Genomic DNA, 19,957 nt, shown 5'->3' on the forward strand with positions numbered 1-19,957 from the left:
GCCGTTGCGGCAGCCATGCCCTACGATTCCTGACACCGGTTACCATAAGCCGGACGGGAGAACGCCATGAGCAAGACCGCCCTGCTGCTGGGCTGCGCCAGCATCAGCCTATTGACGGCCAACCATGCCTTCGCCGCTGAACACGGCCTGCTGTTCCACCTGTCTGGCGACAAGGGCGCGACCGCCGACTTTGCGGCCGGCGATCCCGTTCCGAACTTTATCGACAAGGTCCGCCCCATCGCAAAAGGCAAGGCCGGACCCGGTCTGCACGCCGAGGACGACGGCATCCTGGCCTGGAACGCGCCGGGCAACATCCAGGCCCAGCGCGGAACCCTGTCGTTCTTCTGGCGCTCCGGTTACCCGGTCGGCGTCGCGCCGTTCGTGATCTTCCGCGTCGGCTATGCGGACCACACCAGCTGGGACATGGCGTTCCTGCGCATCGACTGGAACGGTCACGGCTTCGACGCCTTTGTCACCGACAACGGCCTGGCCCGCAGCCGCGTGTCCTTCCGCCTGGACCAACCGCCCAAGGCCGACGCCTGGACCCACCTCGCCTTCACCTGGGACGAGACGACCGGCGTGCAGCTGTTCGTTGACGGCAAGCTGGCCGCCTCCAAGTCCGTGAAGGCGGTTTACGATTCCGGCCTCGACCAGTTCGGCATCGCCGGCCGCGTCATCGCCCCGCACCAGGTGCAGAGCCGCTACAACTTCCTGCGCGGCGGCGAGATGGACGAGATCCGCGTCTATGATCACGCCTTGGAAGGGGCCGCCGTCGCGGCCCTGGCCCGCAACGAGACCCCCGCGCCCAAGGCTTCGGTCGACAGTCTGGATGATCCGGCGACGCGCGCTGCGTGGAACCTGCGCTACGGCTGGAACAAGGGCCTGCCGCCCTATCTCGACGCGCCTTCAACCCGGGTCCGCAAGGTGGAGTTCACCGACGCCAAGGACATGAAGCAGTGGATGTGGCGGGCGCTGGACGGCATCTCCGAAACCACCTGGCCTGGCGTCTACAACCGCTCGCGCCTGGAAGGACGGGACGACTACTTCCCGCTGCCCGATTGGAACGTCTATGTGGAGGGCGGCAAGACCCTGCGCCTGACCCTGCCGGACGAGCCGGTGAACCGCATCGAGATCCAGGGCCCGGCTTTCGGCGACCTGACCTGGGCCAAGACTGACGGTGCGGACGGCGCAAAGGTCGCCGCGCGCCCGAAGGGTCAGGCCCGCACGATCACGACCCTCGACAAGCCGCTGACCGGCGGGGTGCTGAGCTTCACCAACACCCTGCAGGAAACCCCGATCCAGGAGATCTGGGCCTATGACGTGGGCGCGGGCGCCGAGCCAAAGGGCGCCTTCACCATGAACTACACGGTGAAGTCGGAGGTCGCTCCCGACTACACCAACCTGACCGCCCTGAACGCCTATGTGGCGGGCCGTCACCCGGCCGGCGAGCGGGCGGTCGTCACCGCCGTTCCGGACGGCGCGCCAACGCGCAAGCGGCCGGCGGCCGAGCTGGACGCCAAGAGCCTGCCCATCGTTCATGTGATGATCCCGTCGGGCTTCGGCGCGGCTCCGGCGGCTCAGCCCCTGGCTCGCAACTGGGCCTATGGCTGGGAGAACGCCCGTGATGGTCTCGATGGCATCGCCGTCGACCTGCCGGCGCTGAAGGCGGCTGATCCGAACGCCAAGCTGATCGCCCTGAACATCCAGGTGAAGGACCCGATCTGGCCGGGCCGCAACATGATCGACGTCAGCGTCTCGGTGAAGCCCGGCGAGGCGCGGACCCTGTGGCTGGACCTGCGCGACCGCATCCTCACCGACGACAGCCTGTACCTGACCGTGGCCTCCAACGACGCCGCCTTCGGCCCTCGCGCCCTGGACGGCGCCAAAATCCGGCTGGTGTTTAAGGACCGCGAGGCGGCCAAGGCCGAACACATCGCCGACCGCTTCAACCAGGTGAAGGACAACTGGGCCTTCCTGGTGGAGGAGCACACCACCTCCCAGCGGCAAGGCCTTTATCGCCGCATCTATGCCGACATCACCGACCTGCTGCGCGTCGATCCTGACCACAAGCACGGCCGCGAATACTGGGGCGACATCACCTTCGGCAGCCAGGGCTGGCCTGCCTATGAGCAGCCGAAGGCGCCGGACGGCGTTCCGCTGTGGGCGTTCCGTCAGACCGAGGACCTCAAGCGGGTCTCCAAGTTCATCAACTGGTGGATCGACGAGCGCCAGGTTCCCTATGGCGACTTCGGCGGCGGCATCTCTGACGACTCCGACCTCAGCCAGCAATGGCCGGGCCTGGCGATGATGGGCGTGCAGCCGGACAAGATCCGCAACTCCGTCAATGCCCTGGCCGACGCCGCCTACAAGAACGGCATGTTCACAAACGGCCTGGCGACCATCGCCACTGACGAACTGCACGCCTACGAGGAAGGCATCAACACCAACAGCCTGGCCCTGGTCTCCGACTATGGCGACCCGCTGGCGGTGGAGCGGCTGTTCACCACGGTGAAGGCCCTGCCCCGGATCATCGACCGCAATCCGGCTGGCCATGTGCATTTCAACAGCAACTGGTTCAGCGGTTCGATGTCGTACCGCGAGGGTCCCTGGGAGTGGCAGAAGCCCTACTCCTTCGGGATCGTGCATCCCGCCATCGCCATCGGCGACTACAACGGCGACAAGGCGGCCCGCGATCTGGTGATCGGCCTGGCCGACGGCTATCTGGCCCACGGCAAGCCGGGTCCCGACGGCCAGATGAGCTATCCCAACGAGATCAATTGGCGCACCGACGCGGAGCGGGGCGGCACGGTGCTGCAGGGGTCCGGCGCGGGCGGACCGTTCCAGCTCTTCTGGACCGCCTGGCGCTGGACCGGCGACGACAAGTATCTGGCGCCTATCCGCTGGCGCATCGGCCGCAACGGCTGGCGCTCGCTGAACGACATCAACGAGAACGCCTGGACGCAGCTCGGCCTGGATGACGCCGGTCGGGCGGCGATCCTGAAAGCCGCCGAACGCGGCGGCGGTTTCGAGCGCTACGTGGCCTGGAGCCTGACGGGTGACAAGAAGCACCTGGAGGACCTGTACGCCGCCGAGCTGCAGTGGGCCGACCAGCACATGTACATGCACACCGAGGGCCACTGGTGGTCCGACCGTGTGGAAATCCCCAGCGACCTTCTGCAACGCTCGCGCCTCGGCGGCATCGCCAACAAGCGCGGCCAGATGCTGGCCAGCCACCGGGTCAGCTGGACCTTCGGCGACGCCTCCGGCGAGGACGTGGCGGTCCTGATCAAGGACGGCTCGACGAGCGGCTTCAAGGTCATCGCCTACAACCTCACGGACAAGCCGGTGACCGCGGTCATGACCGGCTGGGACGTTAAGGAAGGCCAATGGAGCCTGACGCAGGGCGTCGACGCCGATGGCGATGACGCCATCGACGGCGAAGGCCGGAAGCAGTCCATCGCCTTCGGACGCACCGGCCAGGTCAGCGTGGTCCTGCCGCCGCGTCGCACGGCGATCCTCGACATGGCCCTGACCTCCCCGGGCGACGCACCGGAGCGCCGCGCCGACCTCGGTATCGGGCGCGGCGACGTGACTGTGAAGGGCAGGACTGTGACCGCCGTGGTCCACAGCCTCGGCGCCGCCGACACCAATCCGGCGATGGTCGAACTGGTCGATGCTCAAGGGGCGGTCTTGGCGAAGGGTGCGATACCAGCGCTCAAGGCGCCGGCGGATCTCGAACCCCGCACCCATTCGGTCGGATTGACCGTGCCGGGCGGGATCAAGGCTTCCGGTCTGCGCGTCCGCCTCGTCACCGACCAGCCGCAGATCACCCGCCTGAACGACGAAACGACGGTCCCCTGAACGGGGCCGTCGCCCGGCCGGAACCTTCAGCTTTACGTATTGTTAAGACAAAACTTCGGAACCGGCCGCCTCGTTGAACGCTCAACACGGCATGCAAACGGCCGCCCCCATTTTGATCGTCGAGGATGATGTCCTCGTACGAATGGTGGCGGCGGCGGCTTTGGAAGACGCCGGCTATCGCGTGATCGAGGCCGATTGCGCCGCCGAGGCGCTGGAATTGCTGGCGGCGGAAGAAAGCGTCTCGGTCCTTTTCACCGACATCAACATGCCCGGCATGGATGGCATCCAACTGGCTCGCCTGGCCAGCGAACGGCGCCCCGGACTGACTGTCGTGCTCACCTCCGGCTACGAACAACCCTCTCCGGACGAACTGCCGGCGCGTGGTCGCTTCCTGCCCAAGCCGTATCTCCCCGAAGAGATGATGGCGGTCATCACCTCCATCGCCGCCTGAGCCGCCGTGGCGGGACGTCGGGCCATGGCCAGTTCAAGGTCGGGACGGAGCGGCGGCTCCGCCAGGGCTGCCTGAGGCGCTAGGCGGCGCTCAACGGCTGGTCTCGCCAAACCGTCCAGCTTCGCTCTTCGCGCTCGATCCGGTCCGCATCGCGATCCATCTCGCGCGCCATGACCTCCAGCACGCCGCGAGCGGGTCCGTCAGGCATGAGCGCCGCCTTGCGACGGGACTGTTCGGCGATGGCGCGGAGTTCGAGACTGTCGGTCATGGGCCGCATTAAGCGGCGCTGAAGCCGTTTGGTTCCTCAGCCTGCCTGAGACTGGTCCGGCCGAACCGCCATCCAGCGTGCGTACAGACCTTCAAGCGAGGTCCCCGCCGCCCGGGCCGCCGCCTTGGCGTCGCGTCGAGGGTCGGCCGGGCCCTCGATCCATGGGGCGCCCGCCGCTCTGGCGCGCGCCGCGACGGCGCGATCACCGCCGCCAGGAATGATCACGTCCGGCGTCACCGTTTGAGCCGCGTCGACGACCGCGCGCAGCGTCTCGGCGGGCCCTTCGGCCCCGGGGGCCTGAAGCTTGACGATCCGGGCGCCGGCGCGGCGCGCCTGATCCAGGGTGAGCTCGACGCCGACCCCCTGCAGGGCGCATCGCACCCCCAGTCCCTGCACCTCTTCGATGAACACCTTCGCATCGGCGACCATGTCCCGGGCGATAGGACGCATTTCCAGCACCAACCGCCGCGCCACATCAGGCTCTGCGACGAGTTCGGCGAGAATGCCGATCCACCATTCATCCAGCCGCGCGCTGGCCGCGGAAATGGGGCAGCCGAGCTGCAGGTCAGGAACGCACCGCAGGAAGGCGATGGCGTGACGCACCAGCCGCCAATCGAGATAACGGGTCAGGCCGAGCCCCTCGATTCCCGGTCTGAAGGTCTCCAGGTCCGTCCGCTCTCCGTCTGCGCCGACAACGAAGACGACCCAAGGCTCATACAGAATGGTCGCGCCGTCCGCCGAGCGAACGGCCTGGAAGCGAAACTCCAGCCGCTCCTGAACCACAGCAGCGTGCAAGGCCGCCGCCGACGCCATGTCCTCCACCCACCCAGCGCCGGGCGACTTGCGCGCACGAGCCGCTGGCGTCGCGGTCTGTGCATAGTGCGCGTCGAGAATTTCAGCCGCCGGCATGACGACGGCGGAGCCGACCTCCACCGGTTCGGCGCAGACGGCGCGCAGCACTTCTTCACGCCAGGCAGGACCAGGATCGGCATCCAATGTGGCCAGCCGGAAAACGACCCCGTCGGCCTCCATTCCGCCTTGGGCCATTCGCGCCCAAGACAAAGACGCGACGCGGCTCCAGGCGGCCCACAGAACGCGCACGAGGCCGCCTTCGCCGTAGGCTGCGCTGATGTCTCCGAGATTAGTGATGCGCAGGAAGAAGGCCTGGGGCTTGCCAGCCGGCGGCGCGGCCGAGCTCGACCGCGGAAATCCAACCACTGAACTTGTCTTGCGAGCCATACCGCCCTCCAAGATCACAACCCTGGCGCGTTCCACAGTGCGCCAACAATCCAACGCCCGCTAGTCCCAACCGTTGCTTTAATCCGCGAACATTGGATACAAAATTGGCATAACGCGGGTGTACAACGAAGTCATCAGCGCGCCTTTATCCCAGCATCTGCGACTAAAATGGCCTAGCCAAGTCGATCTTTATGCCAATTATTCGTCGCTTTCTGCCAAACCATACGGACAGCACCTCAGTCCCTTGAACCGGGGACACTCCTCGATAGTTTGCACCTGCGACAGAACGCCCCAGCATTTACTGGCTCAAACAGCCGGCAAAACTCAATTTCGAGGTCAGATCCGCGTCTATGGCTGCGCTGAACCGCAAGGTCGTCCTTCTGGCGTTCGATGGGGTGGAGATCCTCGACGTCAGCGGACCGGCCGGAGCCTTCGGCGCGGCCAACCAGGAACTGCTCAATCCCGCCTATGCCGTGATCGTGGCCTCCGCCATGGGCGGGGCGATCCGCAGCAGCTGCGGCATGCAGATCAGCACCACTCCTCTCTCGGACATCGGGGACATGTCGGCCGGCACTTTCCTGGCGGCCGGGGCGCCTGATCTTGAGTCCTTGCTGGCGACCGGCGCCGACCCGGAGGTGAAGGCGCCCGCGCTATCGATGCTGCAGGGCTGCGAACGCTATGGCGCGGTTTCCTCGGGCGCGATGATCCTGGCGCAATGGAACCTGTTGAAGGGCCGCAAGATAGCCACCCACTGGGAGTTCCTGGAGGTCTTTGACCGCCTTCACCCCGAGGTGGACGTCGAGACCGGCGCCACCTTCATCAACCAAGGGCGGCTATGGACGTCCGCGGGCATGACCGCCGGCATCGACATGGCTCTGGCGATGATCGAGGCCGACCTGGGGGCCGAGGTGGGTCGCGCCGTGGCGCGACGCATGGTGTACCAGCCACGCCCTGGCGGCCGGGCTCCCGCCCCGCCGCTCGATGCCGGGGCGAGCCATGGCTACGGCGACCTCATCCGCTGGATGCTCGGCAACCTGGATTCGCCGCTGGACGTGGAGACTCTCAGCCGCCGAGCGGGGCAGTCGGTGCGAAGCTTTCATCGCAAGTTCTCCGCCGCCACCGGCAAGACGCCCGCCGCCTTCGTCGAAGCGCTACGGCTGCAACAGGCCCAGATTCTGCTCTCCCAGGGCCTGCCGATCAAACAGGTGGCCACGGCGGTCGGCCTCGCTGACGCCAACAAGTTCTCACGCGCCTTCCGCCGCAGCCACGGCATGACGCCCTCGTCGTTCCGATCGTTGAAGGACCATCCCCACGGCCCGCGCCGCAGCTAGATCGAGCTTACCGTACTTCTACCGGATGGGGTCCGGACCGTCTCACGCCTATCAAGACAGGCGAGAGTGATGAGGCGGCCATGTATCAATTGCAGGTCTTCATGCCGGGCGAACATGCCCCGATCGAGATGACCACCCTGCCGCGCGGCGGTGAGGTGCTGGAGACGGTCAGCCTGCTGCTGCGCCAGTTTCCCGGTTGTGATCGGATCGAAGTTTTCGCCGGGGCGCTTCGCCTGTTCAGCGTCGAAGGCGACAGCGCCGAAGCGCGCGAGACGATCAGCAGCCATCCGGTCGTCGCCCGTTACCACTGATCTGTTGCGCGGCGGCGCTTCAGGACGCGCTGCGTGACAGCTGCGGCACCACGGCCACGTGATAATCTCCGCCCGCGGACAGGACGATCCAGTCCCCCGGCGCGGCGACGGCCAAGCCGCCAGGCGTGGCGACCTCCACAAGTCCATGGGAATTCTTGAGACGGCCGGCGCAACCCAGCCAAGTTAGGAGACGGCTCCACCCCAGGCCATCGGCGGGGGCGGGAACGCGCAAGGCGGCTCCGTGATCAAAGGCGGGACTGAACGCTGACATGTCGATCCGAACGTTGACGTGCGGATGACAGTCTTCGGTGCGTCGGTGACCGGAGCCTTAACGGCGGAAAGACATCCGCCGAACGTCGTCGACCTCAGGTGACGGAGGTGATCACCGCGGCGGCGAAGGCCACGAACAGCGACAGGGTGACCAGATCGGCCATGGCGTCTGAGACGATGGCGGGGTCGATCTTCAGGGTTTTGGCGATCGTTTGCATGCCCGAAGCACATCACGCTAAGCGGCTCACACGCTATTCACGGTTTCGCCAGCGGTTCGTGTGATCGATCACGCCTTCGGGAGCACCTTCGCGATCGCCCGAGTGAAGCTCGCCGCATCGATCGGCTTGTTGATCCAACCATCGAACGCCCGCTCCTGGCTGGCCGGGCCGCCGTCAGCGGAAAAGCCCAGGATCGGCGTGGCTTTGTTGGGCCCCGGCGCAGTGCGAATGGCGTCGAAAGCCTCAACGCCCGCCATATCCGGCAGGCGCATGTCGAGCAATACGACGTCAAAGTCCGCCCAGGCGGCTTCATCCACGCCGGCCTGGCCGCTGGCCGCCTCGACCACCTCCGCGCCGCAGGCCTCAAGCAGGGTCCGAGCCAATTCGCGGTTCACCGCATGGTCGTCGATCACGAGAACGCGAGCCGCGGTCAGGTCGGCATAACCCTTCTCGACATCCGCTTCAGCGGCGCCGAGCGCGGGAGGAGCGGGCAGGCGCAGTCGAAAGGTCGAACCGACTCCCGGCGTACTCTCCACGGAGATCGCGCCGCCCATGGCCTCGGCCAACTCTTTACAGATCGCCAGGCCCAACCCCGTCCCGGCATGCCGGCGGGTCGAAGAGGCGTCGACCTGGGAGAACCGCTGAAACAGTTTGGCGGCGTCTTCGGGCGCCATGCCGGGGCCTGTGTCCGAAACGTCGATGCCCAGCATCTGGCCGGCTTCGTCGTGCGAGACAGTGACCGTGACGCCGCCGACGTCCGTGAACTTCACGGCGTTGCCGACGAGATTGAGCAACATCTGGCGGACATGCTCGACATCGATCAGCAGCCGCTCGGACACGGGGCCCGCGAGACGCACCTCCAAGGTCAGCCCCTTGGCCGCGGCCTGCGGCCACAGGAGATCGGCGGTGTCGCGAACCAACGTCTCGGCCGAAGCCGGACGGCGATAAATCTTGGTCTCACCCGCCTCCAGCTTCGACAGATCCAGCACGTTGTTGACCAGACCCAGCAGCACCTGACTGGCATGGGCGATCCGATCTACCCAGTGGCTTGCTTGAGGAGGCAGGTCTTCGCGCGCCTTCATCAGGCTTGAGAAGCCGATCACGGCCGTAAGGGGCGTGCGGATCTCGTGGCTCATATTGGCCAGGAACTGGGATCTGGCGGCGGCGGCCTGCTCGGCCACGGCCCGGGCGGCGGCCAGGGCCTCGTTCTGCGCCACCCGTTCGGTGACGTCCCAGTTGCAGCCCACACGGGCGAACGGCACGCCCTGGGCGTCGCGGCGGATCATGCCGAAGGCGCGGATGACCCGTGTCTCTCCATCCGGCCGAATGATGCGGAACTCGGATTCCAACGGCCCCGGACGGTCGAAGGAGCCCTCCACGGCGTTGACCAGCCGCTCCAAGTCCTCCGGATGGAGACAGCGGGTGAAGACCTCCATGGCCGGCGCAGCATCGTTGGGCAGGCCGTAAAGAGCGAACATCCGCTCGTCCCACCGCAGCTCCTCGCTGGCGAAATCCCATTCCCAGACACCGATCTGCCCGGCCTCCGCGGCGAGCAGCACGCGCTCCAGGTCACTCCGCTGCATCTGGGCGGCCGTCATGCGGGCCAGCAGGCGCAGCTGCTCCAGAACCTCTTCGTCAGGCCGTCCCCGGGGTTGGGCATCTTCTACGATCAGAGCGCCGAGCGCCTGGCCGCCGGCGACCAGGGCCGCGCCGACCAGAAGGCCAGGTTCGCCTTCGAGCCGGTCATCCTCGGCGATGACCAGCAGTTCGCCCTCGGCCAGATCCAGCACCCGCGCCGCCGTCTCTTCCAGCGCCTCCGGCGAACCCGCCAGGACGAGACGGGCGTCCGGCGCGTCGAGCAAACGCGCGGCCATGGCGGCGACACGGTCAAGCTCGGCGCGGGTCAGGCCGTTGGCTAGAGCCCGCGAGGTGCGGGGAAGCGGCAGATTCATGGCGCGCCTTCATGCCTCAAGACGAACAGTGCAGGAACACAGAAAAAAGCGCCTGACGCTGCTTCAGTTCTCGCGTTCCAACGCACAGCGATGGCGGAACGGTGATCGGCCATTGCGGCTTCATCAGGGCCGGGCGGAGCCGCCGCCCCACCATTAAAGAAAGCCTCAATGGCCAAGTTGGGCCTGACCGACGTCGGCGAGAAGATGCGCGACATCGACTTCACCCACGCTCCGGGCGGCAGCTGGCGGGCCGACCGATGATCAACAATCGCGACGTGGCTTATGAGAGCGACAACTGGTTCTTCGCTCTGGAATCGACCAGCGCGGTGCGGGAGATAGCGGCCGATCCCAACGTCGCCCTGTCGTTCGCCGGCTCCAAAGGCCTGCTGGGCAAGCCGCCGATCTTCATCTCCGTCAGGGGCGCGGCGAGCTGATCCGTGACAAGGTCCACTTCGCCGAGCACCGACAAAAGGACTGGAGCGCTGGTTCGAGCAGGGTGTCGATACGCCGGCCTGGTGCTGATCAAGGTGCATGCCTCCCGCATCGCCTATGGGGATGGCGATGACGATGGCGAGATCGCGGTCTAGGGCGTCAGGCCGAACGCCTTGGCGAGAATGGCGCGCGCCCTGTAGAGCCGCATCTCCACAGCCTTTGGGGAGGCCCCGAGCACTTCGGCGGCTTCACGGACAGTGATCTCACCGAAGCCCGCGATCACGAACGCCTGCTTCAAAGGCTCGGGCAGCTTACGAATCTCCTGATCAAGATGCCGAAGCCGATCATTTTCGAGAGCGACTCGTTCTGGCGACGGCGCCGGATCCGGGTGAGCCTCGGCGGCGTCAAAGTCGTTTGCGCCCTCGACGAACACGGCGCGCCGCGTCTTCGCGCGACGACCGAAATCCCGGCATTTGTTGAAAGCGATCGCCCGCAGCCAAACCAGGAAGGGCCGGTTGGGATCGAATCGCTTGAGCGCCAGCCAGGCCGAGACGAAGCTCTCCTGGACGATCTCGTAGGCGGCGTCCTCGTCGCCTACGTAACGCATCACGAAACGGAAAAGCGCCTGCTTGTGGCGGCGCATGAGTTCGGTGAACGCCCGCTCGTCACCGTCGACGGCCGAGCGTGCGAGACGACCGTCCTCGACGTCGTCGCGGCCGCTCACGGCTCTTGCGTTGTCAGGGCTTCGGAGACCCGCTTGTCCAGGCGCGCGGCCTGTTCGGGATTGAGAACGGCGCGCATTTCCAGAACGTGGACGATGGTCTCCTTCTGGAACTCGCCCATCGCATGGTGGAAACGCTCGACGGCGGCCTGAACCTCCGGCGTGTAGGCGTGCCCCTTGAGGATTGCGGCGGCGAGCTCGGCGTTAGCCATTCTGAGCTCCGCCTCCCGGCGTTTCCGCAGGCTCTCGTATTCGCCTTCCAGAACCTTCAGGCGCTCATCCTGCTCAGGCGTGGTCTTGATGTCCTGCAAGAGGAGATTGTGGACGGTCGCCGAGTGACGCCGCTCGCTGACCTTGGAGGCGCCCAGCCAGCCGCCGAAGCCGGCGGCCAGGATCGCGGCGATGAAGGTGAGGACGAAGCCGAGCGAAATCGGCCTCACCCGATCCCCTCCAAAAGGGTGGAGGGTGCAAGGTTGATGCGCGTGCCGAAGGCGGACATCTCACCGCCGACCTGGCCGGCCGCGGCGGCCGTCGCGCCGCCCACCGCCAGGCCCAGAGCCAGGGCGCCCGACACCATGGCCGCCTTCAATCGCCAGCTGGCGGCGTTGGTGTTCGCCGGCGCATGACGCCGGATCCGCGCCCACACCTGATCTTCCAGGCCGTCGAGCTCCGCGGGTTGCTGGTTGTCGGCTTCGGCCAGGAGTTGATCGAGGGTCGAGGTCAAGGACATCTCCAAAGTCGTCGACCCACTATACGCGCCAAACGGGCCGATCCCTCAACCTCACCATCCAGGCGGGTCACAGACCAAGTTCGGGGAGACGGCGGAAGCGTCTCCCCGGCGCGGCGCATCAGAACTGATAGCTCACGCGGACATAGCCGCGGCGGCCCATCAGGTCGTAGGTCATCGTGTCGGTATTGGCGTCGGTATAGGACGGGATGTACGGCGCCTTCTTGTCCCAGATGTTGTCGCCCCCGACCGCCACGATGGCCTTGTCCGTCAGGCGGTAGGAGAACTGGGCGTTGTGGTAGAAGACGTTGGGCGTGCGGTAGCCGATGGCCGTGGGCGCGGCGTTGAAGTCGGTGGCCCGGCCGATCCACTGGATCGAGTAGGTCGCCGACCACTTCGGGTCATCCACGGTGAAGCTGGTCAGGCCGCGCCACTTGGGATAGCCGCCGTTGCCGCCGCCGATATGGCCGCGATACAGGATCGGCGCACCGCCCGGATAGGGAACGATCGTGTAGTCGTCCAGATAGGTGACGCCCGCATCGAACATGGCCGAGCGACCGGCCAGATCGAAGCTGTAGCGCGCGGCCGCATCGACGCCCTTCATGGTCTCGGAGCCGACATTGACCTGTTGCGAGGACAGGAAGTTGACCTCGCCGGTGACCGTGCTGCGGGTGAAGTTTTGCGCCGAGCAGAACGGGTGGTTCATGCCTGGCGTGTTGTAGCAGACCGACAGCTTGGTCGAGCCGGTGATCGAGCGGATGGCGTCGTCGATCTTGATGTCGAAATAGTCGACGGTCAGCGACAGGCCGCGCGCGAAGGTCGGCTCATAAACCAGACCCACGGTCAGGGTTTCAGCCGATTCCGGGGTCAAGTTCAGGTTGCCGCCCGTAGTGGTCAGGATGGAGTTGTTCGGCTGGATGTAGGCGGCCGGCACGCCGCTGGCGCGGCAGTTGGCGGCGACGACGGCGTTGGTGGTGCTGGCGTAGCGGCTGCACGGGTCAGTCGTGGTCAGCTGGCCTTGCGAGAGGCCGCCGAACAGTTCGGCCACGCTGGGCACGCGGAAGGCGGTGCCCCAGGTGGCGCGGGCGCGCAGGCCCCAGCCCATGGTCCAGTCCAGGCCGAGCTTGTAGTTCGTGTCGCTGCCGAAGCGCGTGTAGTCGGAATAGCGCACCGCGCCGTCCAGACGCAACATCTCCAGGAACGGCAGATCCTTCAGCAGCGGCGCGCTGAGCTCCGCATAAGCCTCGGTCGCCTCGACCTCGCCGTCGATGGGGCTTTGCTGGTTGGAGTTGGCGATGCCCAGGACGATCAGGTTGTCCGGATTACGCCAGCCATGATCCTTGCGGTACGCCACGCCGACCGCAGCCTGAAGCGCGCCGGCCGGCAGGGTGAAGAGCGAGCCGGTGGCGTCGAAGTTGGCGTTGACCGTCTCGTTGCCGCCGTAGTCGCGGGTGGTGGTCATGATGTAGCGCAGCACATCGGGGGTCAGGTCGCCGGCGCCCAGATAGTCGCCGCAAGGAATAGCGGCGCCGGCAGCGGGGCTGCAGATCGCCGTGTTCAGCGTGTTGGTGACGTGCTGCTTGTTGGCGATGTTGGTGAAGCCGTCGACGCCGGTGTTGCGGCCGTAGTTGACCGCCGCCTCCCAGGTCCAGTCACGCACGAGGCTGCCGCCGGCGCCCAGGGTGAACTGGTAGGTGTTCGTCTCTTGGAACGCGTTGCGCGGACCGCCTTCAACAAGGCGGCGCTGGATGATGTTGATGGCGCCGCCCGTGGGGTTGGTCGGGTTGTTGGCCGCGACCGGGAACCCGGCGAGCGTGCCTGGCGCGGACAGCTGGGTGGTCTCGCGGTGGGTGTAGAGGAACTCGCCGAACAGCTTGATGTCGTCGGTGAGCTGATAGTCGCCGAACAGGCCCGTGGTGATGCGGTCGATCGGGTTGACCGCGTTCAGGTACGGGTTGCCGTTGAAGCCATGAAGGGCGGCGCTGTACGGCTCGTAGGCGTTGCCTGTGGTGAAGTTGACGGTCTGGCCGTTGGCCAGGCTGACCCGTCCGCCGGCGGTGGAGCCGCTGCCCAGGCAGACCAGCGAACCCGTTGCGCCGCTCAGGCCGCACGGCGCGCGCGTGGCCATGTTGACCGCGTCGGTCGTCTGGTAGCTGACCGCGAAGGCGAGTCCGCCGCGTTCGCCCCGGATGCCGTAAGAGGCGTCCAGGGTCAGGTCGCCGCCATCCCCCTCGCCCGAGAGGCCGTAGCGGCCGGCGACAGCGAAGCCTTCAAGATCGGTCTTGGTGATGATGTTGACGACGCCGGCCACGGCGTCAGCGCCGTAGATCGCCGAAGCGCCGTCCTTGAGCACTTCGATCCGACCGATGATGGCGGTGGGAATGGTGTTGAGGTCAGGCGCGCTGTTGGCGCCGGTGCCGCCGTTCACCAGGCGCCGCCCATTGAGAAGCGTCAGGGTGCGGTTGATGCCCAGGCCGCGCAGATTGACCTGCGCCGTGCCCCAGCCGCGGCCGGTCCAATAGGCGTTGGTCTGATTGCCCGCCGCGCCCGCCGAGGCCGGAAGACGCTGCAGCAGGTTCTCGACGCTGACGATGCCGGTGTTGGCGATCTGCTTCTCGTCCAGAACCGTAACAGGGCCGACGCCCTCGATGTCGGCGCGGCGAATGCGGCTGCCGGTGACGATGATCTCCTCGACCGACGCCTCCTGCGCCATGCCCGCTACAGGCGCCGAGAGCATGCCGCCGGCGAGCGCCGTGGCGGCCAATAGAGCTTTGCGTACACGCATCGAAGATCCCCCTGTCGATGAGGCCCACTGAGGACCGGTCCACCTCACGCTCTGTGAGATTGTATAGACATGTCAAGACAGCGGATTGCTCGAGATGGCAATTTTTTGGCGAAAATAACATCGCTTGGGCGCACACTGAGCATGCTGATTAGATATTTTGCGCATAAGCGGGAATAATATTCCCCGACCACAATGACATGCGGAAACGTCCGGAGCCGAACCGGACGCCATCGCCTGACCCTTCAATTACGCGCGGCGAGCTGACGCCCCTCAGGGACGATGAACTTTTTTCTCGTGAGGGTCCGGAGCGCCCCGGACGTATAGACAACGGACGCCCGCCTTCCGCCGGCGCGTCGAATGGGGGATGGCATGCGGTGGCCCTGGCTCGCTCGGAGCCTGCACAAATGGCTGGCTCTGATCGTGGGCGTTCAGCTCGCGATCTGGACGCTCACCGGCCTCTATATGGTCGTGGTCCATATCGACATCATTCACGGCGACCACCTCGTCAGGACGCCGCCGAAGCCGCGGTTCGACCTGACGGGCCTGCGCTCTCCGGCCAGTCTCATGGACCATGGCTCCGACCACAGCGCTCGTCTGATCGCGCTGCGCGGCGCCCCCGCCTATGTCCTGGACGGCGCCGATGGCAGACGCGTGGTCGACGCCCGGAGCGGTGCGCCCCTTATCCCCCTGAATCAGGCCGAGATCGAGCCCATCGCCAAGTCCATCTATGCCGGCGAAGGCTCCATCGAGACCGTGGAGCTGCTGGCCGAAGCGCCCATGGAGATCAAGAACCGCGCGGTGCCGATCTGGCGCGTGGAGTTCACGGGCCTAGGCGATCCGACGCTCTACATCTCACCCCAGACAGGCGAACTCGTCGCCCGCCGGCACGATCTGTGGCGGGCCTTCGACGTCGCCTGGATGCTGCACATCATGGACTACAAAGAGCGGACGGACGTGAACAATCCGCTGCTGCGCGTGGTCACCGCCGCCGCCGCCGTCACCGCGATCAGCGGCGCCTGGCTGCTTGTCTACAGCTTCCCCAAACGCAAGCGCCGTCGCGCGCGGAGCGCGACCTGATGAACCTTCTTCTCCTTCGACGCCTGCACAAGTGGGTCGGGCTGGTGCTCGGACTGCAACTGGTCATCTGGACCATCTCCGGCGCGGCCATGGCGTGGATCGACCATCACGCCGTGGCGGGCGAAGGCCTGTCGGTCGAACAGCCCGTCCGACATGACGACACGCCCGCCGCCCCCATGGAGACTCTCATCCGGACGGCGGGATCGAGCCAGGCCGAGGGACTTCGCACCTTCTTTGTCGACGGCCGCCAGGTGACCGAAATGGCCACGCCGAAGGGGCGTCTTCTGCTCGACGCGTCGACCGGCGCTCCGATCTTCATCGACAAGGACAAGGCTATGGCGATCGCTCGCGGCGCCTATGCGGGTGAGGGGCAGGTCGGCGGCGTCGTCCATCACGCGACCCCGCCGCTCGAGGCCCGCAACGCCAGCGGTTCGCTCTGGGCCGTCGCCTTCGACGACAAGCCCAAGACGACCTTTTACATCTCGCAGGCGACCGGCGAGATCGTTGAGCAGCGCTCACGCGCCTATCGCGCCTGGGACTTCTTCTGGATGCTGCACAATATGGACTACGCCAACCGCAGCAGCTTCAACCACCCGCTGATCATCGCCGCGGCGCTGGGCTCGGTGTGGATCGCGCTGACGGGTGTGCTGCTGCTGTTCAAGGTCTTCCGCGCCAGCGACTTCACGAGGCTGGCGCGCTGGCGGACCTGATCGCCGTTAGTAAGGGCGGATCGCCGTCACGGTCTGGCCGGAAAGGGTGAAGCGCACCTTCTGGCCAGGCTTCACCGCCGCCAGGCCGGCCTTGTCGGAAACCTTGAACGACATGGTCATGGCAGGCCAGTTGATGGCCGGCATCGGCTCATGCGCGATCACCGCCTTGCCCGCCTTCACGTCGACGGAGCGAACGACACCCACGCCTTCGGCCGCGGCCGGCTTGGCCGCCGGAGCAGCGTGATGGTCATGCGACTGGGCGAACGCCGGCGACGCGGCAGCAAGGATAGCGGCGGCGATCAGAGCGGACTTCATTTCGTGGATCTCCATTTTCTGGGATTTTGTTTGGTTCAGAACCAGGCGCGCAGGCCGACGACGAAGCGGGTCGCCTTGACGTCCTCGTTCGCGGCGCGGGCGTAGTCGGCCGTTTCCCCGAACTTTCGTTCGTGCATCAGGCCGATATAGGGCGCGAACTCCTGGCGGATCGCGTAGCGCAGACGAAGGCCGACCTCGGCCGACGAAAGACCGGCGCCTTCGCCGAGTTCGGGAACGTCTTGCGCCTGGAGGTCGATTTCCGCGCGCGGCTCCAGGATCAAACGCTGGGTGATGCGCAGGTCGTATGAACCCTCGAAGCGGGCGGACAGATCGCCCTTCTGCGACAGGAACATCGCGCCACCGACCTCGAACCAGTAAGGGGCGAGCCCCTCGACGCCGAGCACGGCGTAGGACCGCGACGGGCCCGGCTCGAAATCGTGACGCACACCGGCCTGCAGATTGAAGTACGGGCCGATGGTGCGGGCATAGAGCGCCTGGATCTCGGCGGACTCCAGCGCGTGATCGTCGCCCTCGCCGGACGAGGTCACCACGAACCGATTGATGTCGCCGCCGAACGATGCGCGGCCTTCCCAGCCATAGCCGTCGCCACCGTCGCCGATCCGGCGCTCCGCCGTCTCGAACATCACTTGCGACCAACGAATGTCGCCATGCTCGGTGCGCAACTGCGCGCGCGCGGCGGTCATGACGGCCGGATCGTAGAAACGCTCGGCGGCGAAATCCTTGGGCGCCTCGGGCGGCTTTGTCGCCTCACCCGATGGCTGAGCGGGGACCGCTTGGTGTCCCTCGTGGCCAGAATGATCTTCCTGTTCCGCCGCCCACGGCGGCGCGCCATGACCGGCGTCGTCATGCTTGGCGTGGGCCGGCGCTGGCGTGGCAGGCATGTGGTGGCCGGCATGCGGATCGGTCTGGGCCAAGGCCGGGACGGCGACGCCAGATAGAGCGAGGATAAAGGCGAGACGGCTCATGCCTTCCCTCCTTCCTTGCGGACGGTGACCACGTTGAACATGCCGGCGTGCATGTGGATCAGCATGTGGCAGTGGAAGGCCCAGTCACCCTCGGCGTCGGCGGTCAGGTCAAAGCTGACCTTGCCGCCGGGCTGCACAGTCACCGTGTGCTTGCGCGGATGATGGCCGTCATGCCCGTTCACGACCTCGAAGAAGTGGCCATGCAGGTGGATGGGGTGGGACATCATGGTGTCGTTCACCAGGGTCACGCGCACACGCTCGTTCAGTCGGAACGGGATGGGCTCGACCAGTTCGCTGAACTTCTTGCCGTCGAAGCCCCACATGAACCGTTCCATGTTGCCGGTCAGGTGGATTTCGAGCTCGCGCGAAGGCGGGCGTTGATCCGGGTTGGGCTCCAGGGCGACGAGGTCGGTGTAGACGAGAACCCGGTGCTCCACCTCGGCCAGGCCCACGCCTCGGTCGCCCACGCGATCGACCGGCATGGGCGAGATCATCTGCACGCCGGGCGTCATGGCCACCTGGGGCGCCATCATCGGATCGCGCATGGACATGTCGCCGTGGTCCATGCCAGGCATGGAGTGATCCATGCCCATGTCCTTCATGGTCAGGATCGGACGGCGGCGCAGCGGCGGGACGGGCGCGCTCATGCCGGCGCGCGGCGCCAGCGTTCCCCGCGCCATGCCCGAACGATCGGCCGCCTCGGCGACGATGGTGTAGGCGCGATCGCCGGGCGTGAGGATAAGGTCGTAGGTCTCGGCCGGGGATATCTGCAGCTCGTCCACCTCGACCGGCCGGACCGCCAGGCCGTCGGCCTGAACCACGCTCATGGGCAGGTCGGGGATACGCAGGTTGAAGACCGACATGGACGCGGCGTTGATCACCCGCAGCCGCACCCGCTGGCCCGGCTCGAACAGGCCGGTCCAGTTGCCCTTCGGGCCGTGGCCATTGAGCAGGTAGGTGTAGGTCGAACCGGTGACGTCCAGGATGTCGGTGGGGTCCATGCGCATGGCCGACCATTCGGCCCGCTCGCGCAGCGACTGATCCTTGCCCTGCAGCAGCCCCGCCAGGGTCTGCTTCTGCATATTGAAGTAGCCGGCCTGCTGCTTCAGCCGCTGGATCACCTTGTGCGGGTGCATGAAGCTGTAGTCCGACAGCACGATCACATGCTCGCGGTCGTAGGGGGCGGGCTCAGCGCCCTTTGGGTCGATGACGATCGGCCCGTAGTGGCCTTCCAGCTCCTGAAGGCCGGAGTGGCTGTGATACCAGTAGGTCCCGGACTGGATGACCGGGAACTCGTAGACAAAAGTCTCGCCGGGCTTGATGCCCGGGAAACTGACGCCCGGCACGCCGTCCATCTGGAACGGCACCAGCAGGCCATGCCAGTGGATCGAGGTGTCCTCGTGCAGGTTGTTGGTCACCGCGATGCGGACGTTTTGACCTTCCTTCAGACGGATCAGCGGAGCCGGAACCGTGCCGTTGATGGTCACCGCATGGCCCGTGCGCCCGTCGACCGTCAGCTTCGAATGGCCGATGTTCAGACGGATGTCTTCGCCGGTCAGAGCCGCCGGCGACTGGCCCTCGAAGGCGCGAGCCCAAGCGGGAAAGAGAGCGGCGGCGGCGCCCACGCCCAGCATTCGCCGGCGAGACAACGCGTAGGAAGACCGAGACATATGATGACAGCCGACGCCCATGGCGCCGGCCCCTTAGGGACTAGCAACGCGTCTTATACGTGCGAAGGGCGGTCAAACCCTCACGACCATGATCCCGGATCGAGGAAAGTCTTCGCCGGCTAGGGCGCGGCCGGAGGGCCGCCGATCGAGACCAGATGGATCTTGAAGAACAGGGTGGCGCCGCCCGGAATGTCGCCCTTGCCCGCCGCGCCGTAGCCGAACTGCGCCGGGGCGAAGACCAGCCACTCGTCGCCGGGAACCATCAACGGCACCACCACCTGCCAAGCCGGGATCAGCTTATCGAGCGGGAAGGTCGAGGGCTCGCCCCGCGCGTAGGAGGAATCGACCACGCGGCCATCGGCCAACTTCAGCTCGTAATTGACCGTCACCGTATCGCGGCGCGTCGGATGCTTTCCGTCGGTCGGGCCGGACTTCAGAACGGTGTAGCTGAGCGCCGGCAGGGCGACCTGCCCGGCCAGTTGAGGCGCGGGAGCCGGCGCGGCATGGGCGATGGTGAAGCTGCAGAGCGCTCCGGCGACCATCAGCACCGCGCCGCATGCCGTCAGAATCTTCCTCATCGCCCTCTGCTCCTCGCTCTTGAGACTCGTCCGAAGATCGACGCAGCCGAGTCCC

General features: G+C 66.4%; 20 protein-coding genes. 7 read left to right on the forward strand and 13 right to left on the reverse strand.

Annotation, left to right across the window (positions count from 1 at the left end):
- Positions 1 to 66: 66 nt before the first annotated feature.
- Both P7B02_RS01815 and P7B02_RS01820 read left to right on the forward strand, forming a co-directional pair.
- A complete protein-coding gene (locus P7B02_RS01815; RefSeq protein WP_277784588.1) occupies positions 67 to 3,861 on the forward strand; it encodes a LamG-like jellyroll fold domain-containing protein in 3,795 nt (1,264 codons plus the stop codon).
- 91 nt (positions 3,862 to 3,952) lie between these two features.
- The gene (locus P7B02_RS01820) at positions 3,953 to 4,312 is read left to right on the forward strand and encodes a response regulator (protein WP_277784589.1); all 360 of its coding nucleotides are present in this window, start codon (positions 3,953 to 3,955) and stop codon (positions 4,310 to 4,312) included.
- 79 nt (positions 4,313 to 4,391) lie between these two features.
- On the opposite strand, the gene P7B02_RS01825 is transcribed toward P7B02_RS01820, so the two are convergent.
- Both P7B02_RS01825 and P7B02_RS01830 read right to left on the reverse strand, forming a co-directional pair.
- Entirely contained in the window at positions 4,392 to 4,580 is a 189-nt protein-coding gene (locus tag P7B02_RS01825; protein ID WP_277784590.1) for a hypothetical protein, read from the reverse strand.
- Between the two features lie 36 nt (positions 4,581 to 4,616).
- Positions 4,617 to 5,819 (reverse strand): EAL domain-containing protein, encoded by a 1,203-nt coding sequence (locus tag P7B02_RS01830; RefSeq protein WP_277784591.1) that lies wholly within the window; start codon positions 5,817 to 5,819, stop codon positions 4,617 to 4,619.
- A gap of 350 nt (positions 5,820 to 6,169) precedes the next feature.
- Here P7B02_RS01830 and P7B02_RS01835 point away from each other — a divergent pair, with 350 nt between their 5' ends.
- On the forward strand, positions 6,170 to 7,150 hold the full coding sequence (locus tag P7B02_RS01835) for a GlxA family transcriptional regulator (protein ID WP_277784592.1): 981 nt from the start codon (positions 6,170 to 6,172) through the stop codon (positions 7,148 to 7,150).
- An 80-nt stretch (positions 7,151 to 7,230) separates the two neighbouring features.
- Positions 7,231 to 7,461: a hypothetical protein gene (locus P7B02_RS01840; RefSeq protein WP_277784593.1), complete on the forward strand. Its 231-nt coding sequence runs from the start codon at positions 7,231 to 7,233 to the stop codon at positions 7,459 to 7,461.
- 19 nt (positions 7,462 to 7,480) lie between these two features.
- Here the strand turns inward: P7B02_RS01840 and P7B02_RS01845 are convergent, their stop codons facing one another.
- The 3 genes from P7B02_RS01845 to P7B02_RS01855 form a co-directional block, all read right to left on the reverse strand.
- Positions 7,481 to 7,693: a hypothetical protein gene (locus P7B02_RS01845; RefSeq protein WP_277784594.1), complete on the reverse strand. Its 213-nt coding sequence runs from the start codon at positions 7,691 to 7,693 to the stop codon at positions 7,481 to 7,483.
- Positions 7,694 to 7,826: 133 nt separating this feature from the next.
- The gene (locus P7B02_RS01850; protein ID WP_277784595.1) at positions 7,827 to 7,949 is read right to left on the reverse strand and encodes a hypothetical protein; all 123 of its coding nucleotides are present in this window, start codon (positions 7,947 to 7,949) and stop codon (positions 7,827 to 7,829) included.
- 68 nt (positions 7,950 to 8,017) lie between these two features.
- Positions 8,018 to 9,901 (reverse strand): hybrid sensor histidine kinase/response regulator, encoded by a 1,884-nt coding sequence (locus tag P7B02_RS01855; RefSeq protein WP_277784596.1) that lies wholly within the window; start codon positions 9,899 to 9,901, stop codon positions 8,018 to 8,020.
- A 257-nt stretch (positions 9,902 to 10,158) separates the two neighbouring features.
- On the opposite strand from P7B02_RS01855, the gene P7B02_RS01860 reads away from it, so the two are divergent.
- The gene (locus tag P7B02_RS01860; RefSeq protein WP_277784597.1) at positions 10,159 to 10,335 is read left to right on the forward strand and encodes a hypothetical protein; all 177 of its coding nucleotides are present in this window, start codon (positions 10,159 to 10,161) and stop codon (positions 10,333 to 10,335) included.
- 149 nt (positions 10,336 to 10,484) lie between these two features.
- On the opposite strand, the gene P7B02_RS01865 is transcribed toward P7B02_RS01860, so the two are convergent.
- The 4 genes from P7B02_RS01865 to P7B02_RS01880 all read right to left on the reverse strand — a co-directional run bounded on the left by P7B02_RS01865 (position 10,485) and on the right by P7B02_RS01880 (position 14,566).
- Positions 10,485 to 11,057, reverse strand: a complete 573-nt coding sequence (locus P7B02_RS01865; protein WP_277784598.1) for an RNA polymerase sigma factor — start codon at positions 11,055 to 11,057, stop codon at positions 10,485 to 10,487.
- Positions 11,054 to 11,494: a Spy/CpxP family protein refolding chaperone gene (locus tag P7B02_RS01870; protein WP_277784599.1), complete on the reverse strand. Its 441-nt coding sequence runs from the start codon at positions 11,492 to 11,494 to the stop codon at positions 11,054 to 11,056. The genes P7B02_RS01865 and P7B02_RS01870 overlap by 4 nt, the downstream gene beginning before the upstream one ends.
- A complete protein-coding gene (locus P7B02_RS01875) occupies positions 11,491 to 11,778 on the reverse strand; it encodes a hypothetical protein (protein WP_277784600.1) in 288 nt (95 codons plus the stop codon). The genes P7B02_RS01870 and P7B02_RS01875 overlap by 4 nt, the downstream gene beginning before the upstream one ends.
- A gap of 124 nt (positions 11,779 to 11,902) precedes the next feature.
- On the reverse strand, positions 11,903 to 14,566 hold the full coding sequence (locus P7B02_RS01880) for a TonB-dependent receptor (RefSeq protein ID WP_277784601.1): 2,664 nt from the start codon (positions 14,564 to 14,566) through the stop codon (positions 11,903 to 11,905).
- A gap of 369 nt (positions 14,567 to 14,935) precedes the next feature.
- Between P7B02_RS01880 and P7B02_RS01885 the strand changes: the two genes are divergently transcribed.
- Together P7B02_RS01885 and P7B02_RS01890 are read left to right on the forward strand one after the other, a co-directional pair.
- Positions 14,936 to 15,643, forward strand: coding sequence for a PepSY domain-containing protein (locus P7B02_RS01885; RefSeq protein ID WP_277784602.1), 708 nt, complete (start codon positions 14,936 to 14,938; stop codon positions 15,641 to 15,643).
- The gene (locus P7B02_RS01890; protein WP_277784603.1) at positions 15,643 to 16,353 is read left to right on the forward strand and encodes a PepSY domain-containing protein; all 711 of its coding nucleotides are present in this window, start codon (positions 15,643 to 15,645) and stop codon (positions 16,351 to 16,353) included. Before P7B02_RS01885 ends, P7B02_RS01890 begins: the two co-directional genes overlap by 1 nt.
- Before the next feature lie 6 nt (positions 16,354 to 16,359).
- Here the strand turns inward: P7B02_RS01890 and P7B02_RS01895 are convergent, their stop codons facing one another.
- The 4 genes from P7B02_RS01895 to P7B02_RS01910 form a co-directional block, all read right to left on the reverse strand.
- Positions 16,360 to 16,668: a copper-binding protein gene (locus tag P7B02_RS01895; RefSeq protein ID WP_277784604.1), complete on the reverse strand. Its 309-nt coding sequence runs from the start codon at positions 16,666 to 16,668 to the stop codon at positions 16,360 to 16,362.
- A gap of 35 nt (positions 16,669 to 16,703) precedes the next feature.
- Entirely contained in the window at positions 16,704 to 17,654 is a 951-nt protein-coding gene (locus P7B02_RS01900) for a copper resistance protein B (protein WP_277784605.1), read from the reverse strand.
- Positions 17,651 to 19,324 (reverse strand): copper resistance system multicopper oxidase, encoded by a 1,674-nt coding sequence (locus P7B02_RS01905; protein ID WP_277784606.1) that lies wholly within the window; start codon positions 19,322 to 19,324, stop codon positions 17,651 to 17,653. The genes P7B02_RS01900 and P7B02_RS01905 overlap by 4 nt, the downstream gene beginning before the upstream one ends.
- Positions 19,325 to 19,443: 119 nt before the next feature.
- Positions 19,444 to 19,902 carry an FKBP-type peptidyl-prolyl cis-trans isomerase gene (locus tag P7B02_RS01910; protein WP_277784607.1) on the reverse strand — a complete coding sequence of 153 codons (459 nt, stop codon included), beginning with the start codon at positions 19,900 to 19,902 and terminating at the stop codon, positions 19,444 to 19,446.
- Positions 19,903 to 19,957: the final 55 nt, after the last annotated feature.

Source organism: Caulobacter segnis (assembly GCF_029543125.1).
Classification (GTDB): Bacteria; Pseudomonadota; Alphaproteobacteria; order Caulobacterales; family Caulobacteraceae; genus Caulobacter; species Caulobacter segnis_D.

Bases quoted from the DNA above. Each gene is read 5' to 3' on its own strand.
- P7B02_RS01850 (WP_277784595.1), bottom strand. From the start codon at position 7,949: ATGCAAACGATCGCCAAAACCCTGAAGATCGACCCCGCCATCGTCTCA.
- P7B02_RS01835 (WP_277784592.1), top strand. From the start codon at position 6,170: ATGGCTGCGCTGAACCGCAAGGTCGTCCTTCTGGCGTTCGATGGGGTG.
- P7B02_RS01815 (WP_277784588.1), top strand. From the start codon at position 67: ATGAGCAAGACCGCCCTGCTGCTGGGCTGCGCCAGCATCAGCCTATTG.
- P7B02_RS01885 (WP_277784602.1), top strand. From the start codon at position 14,936: ATGCGGTGGCCCTGGCTCGCTCGGAGCCTGCACAAATGGCTGGCTCTG.
- P7B02_RS01910 (WP_277784607.1), bottom strand. From the start codon at position 19,902: ATGAGGAAGATTCTGACGGCATGCGGCGCGGTGCTGATGGTCGCCGGA.
- P7B02_RS01820 (WP_277784589.1), top strand. From the start codon at position 3,953: ATGCAAACGGCCGCCCCCATTTTGATCGTCGAGGATGATGTCCTCGTA.
- P7B02_RS01900 (WP_277784605.1), bottom strand. From the start codon at position 17,654: ATGAGCCGTCTCGCCTTTATCCTCGCTCTATCTGGCGTCGCCGTCCCG.
- P7B02_RS01860 (WP_277784597.1), top strand. From the start codon at position 10,159: ATGATCAACAATCGCGACGTGGCTTATGAGAGCGACAACTGGTTCTTC.
- P7B02_RS01890 (WP_277784603.1), top strand. From the start codon at position 15,643: ATGAACCTTCTTCTCCTTCGACGCCTGCACAAGTGGGTCGGGCTGGTG.
- P7B02_RS01880 (WP_277784601.1), bottom strand. From the start codon at position 14,566: ATGCGTGTACGCAAAGCTCTATTGGCCGCCACGGCGCTCGCCGGCGGC.
- P7B02_RS01825 (WP_277784590.1), bottom strand. From the start codon at position 4,580: ATGACCGACAGTCTCGAACTCCGCGCCATCGCCGAACAGTCCCGTCGC.
- P7B02_RS01905 (WP_277784606.1), bottom strand. From the start codon at position 19,324: ATGTCTCGGTCTTCCTACGCGTTGTCTCGCCGGCGAATGCTGGGCGTG.
- P7B02_RS01895 (WP_277784604.1), bottom strand. From the start codon at position 16,668: ATGAAGTCCGCTCTGATCGCCGCCGCTATCCTTGCTGCCGCGTCGCCG.
- P7B02_RS01840 (WP_277784593.1), top strand. From the start codon at position 7,231: ATGTATCAATTGCAGGTCTTCATGCCGGGCGAACATGCCCCGATCGAG.
- P7B02_RS01830 (WP_277784591.1), bottom strand. From the start codon at position 5,819: ATGGCTCGCAAGACAAGTTCAGTGGTTGGATTTCCGCGGTCGAGCTCG.
- P7B02_RS01855 (WP_277784596.1), bottom strand. From the start codon at position 9,901: ATGAATCTGCCGCTTCCCCGCACCTCGCGGGCTCTAGCCAACGGCCTG.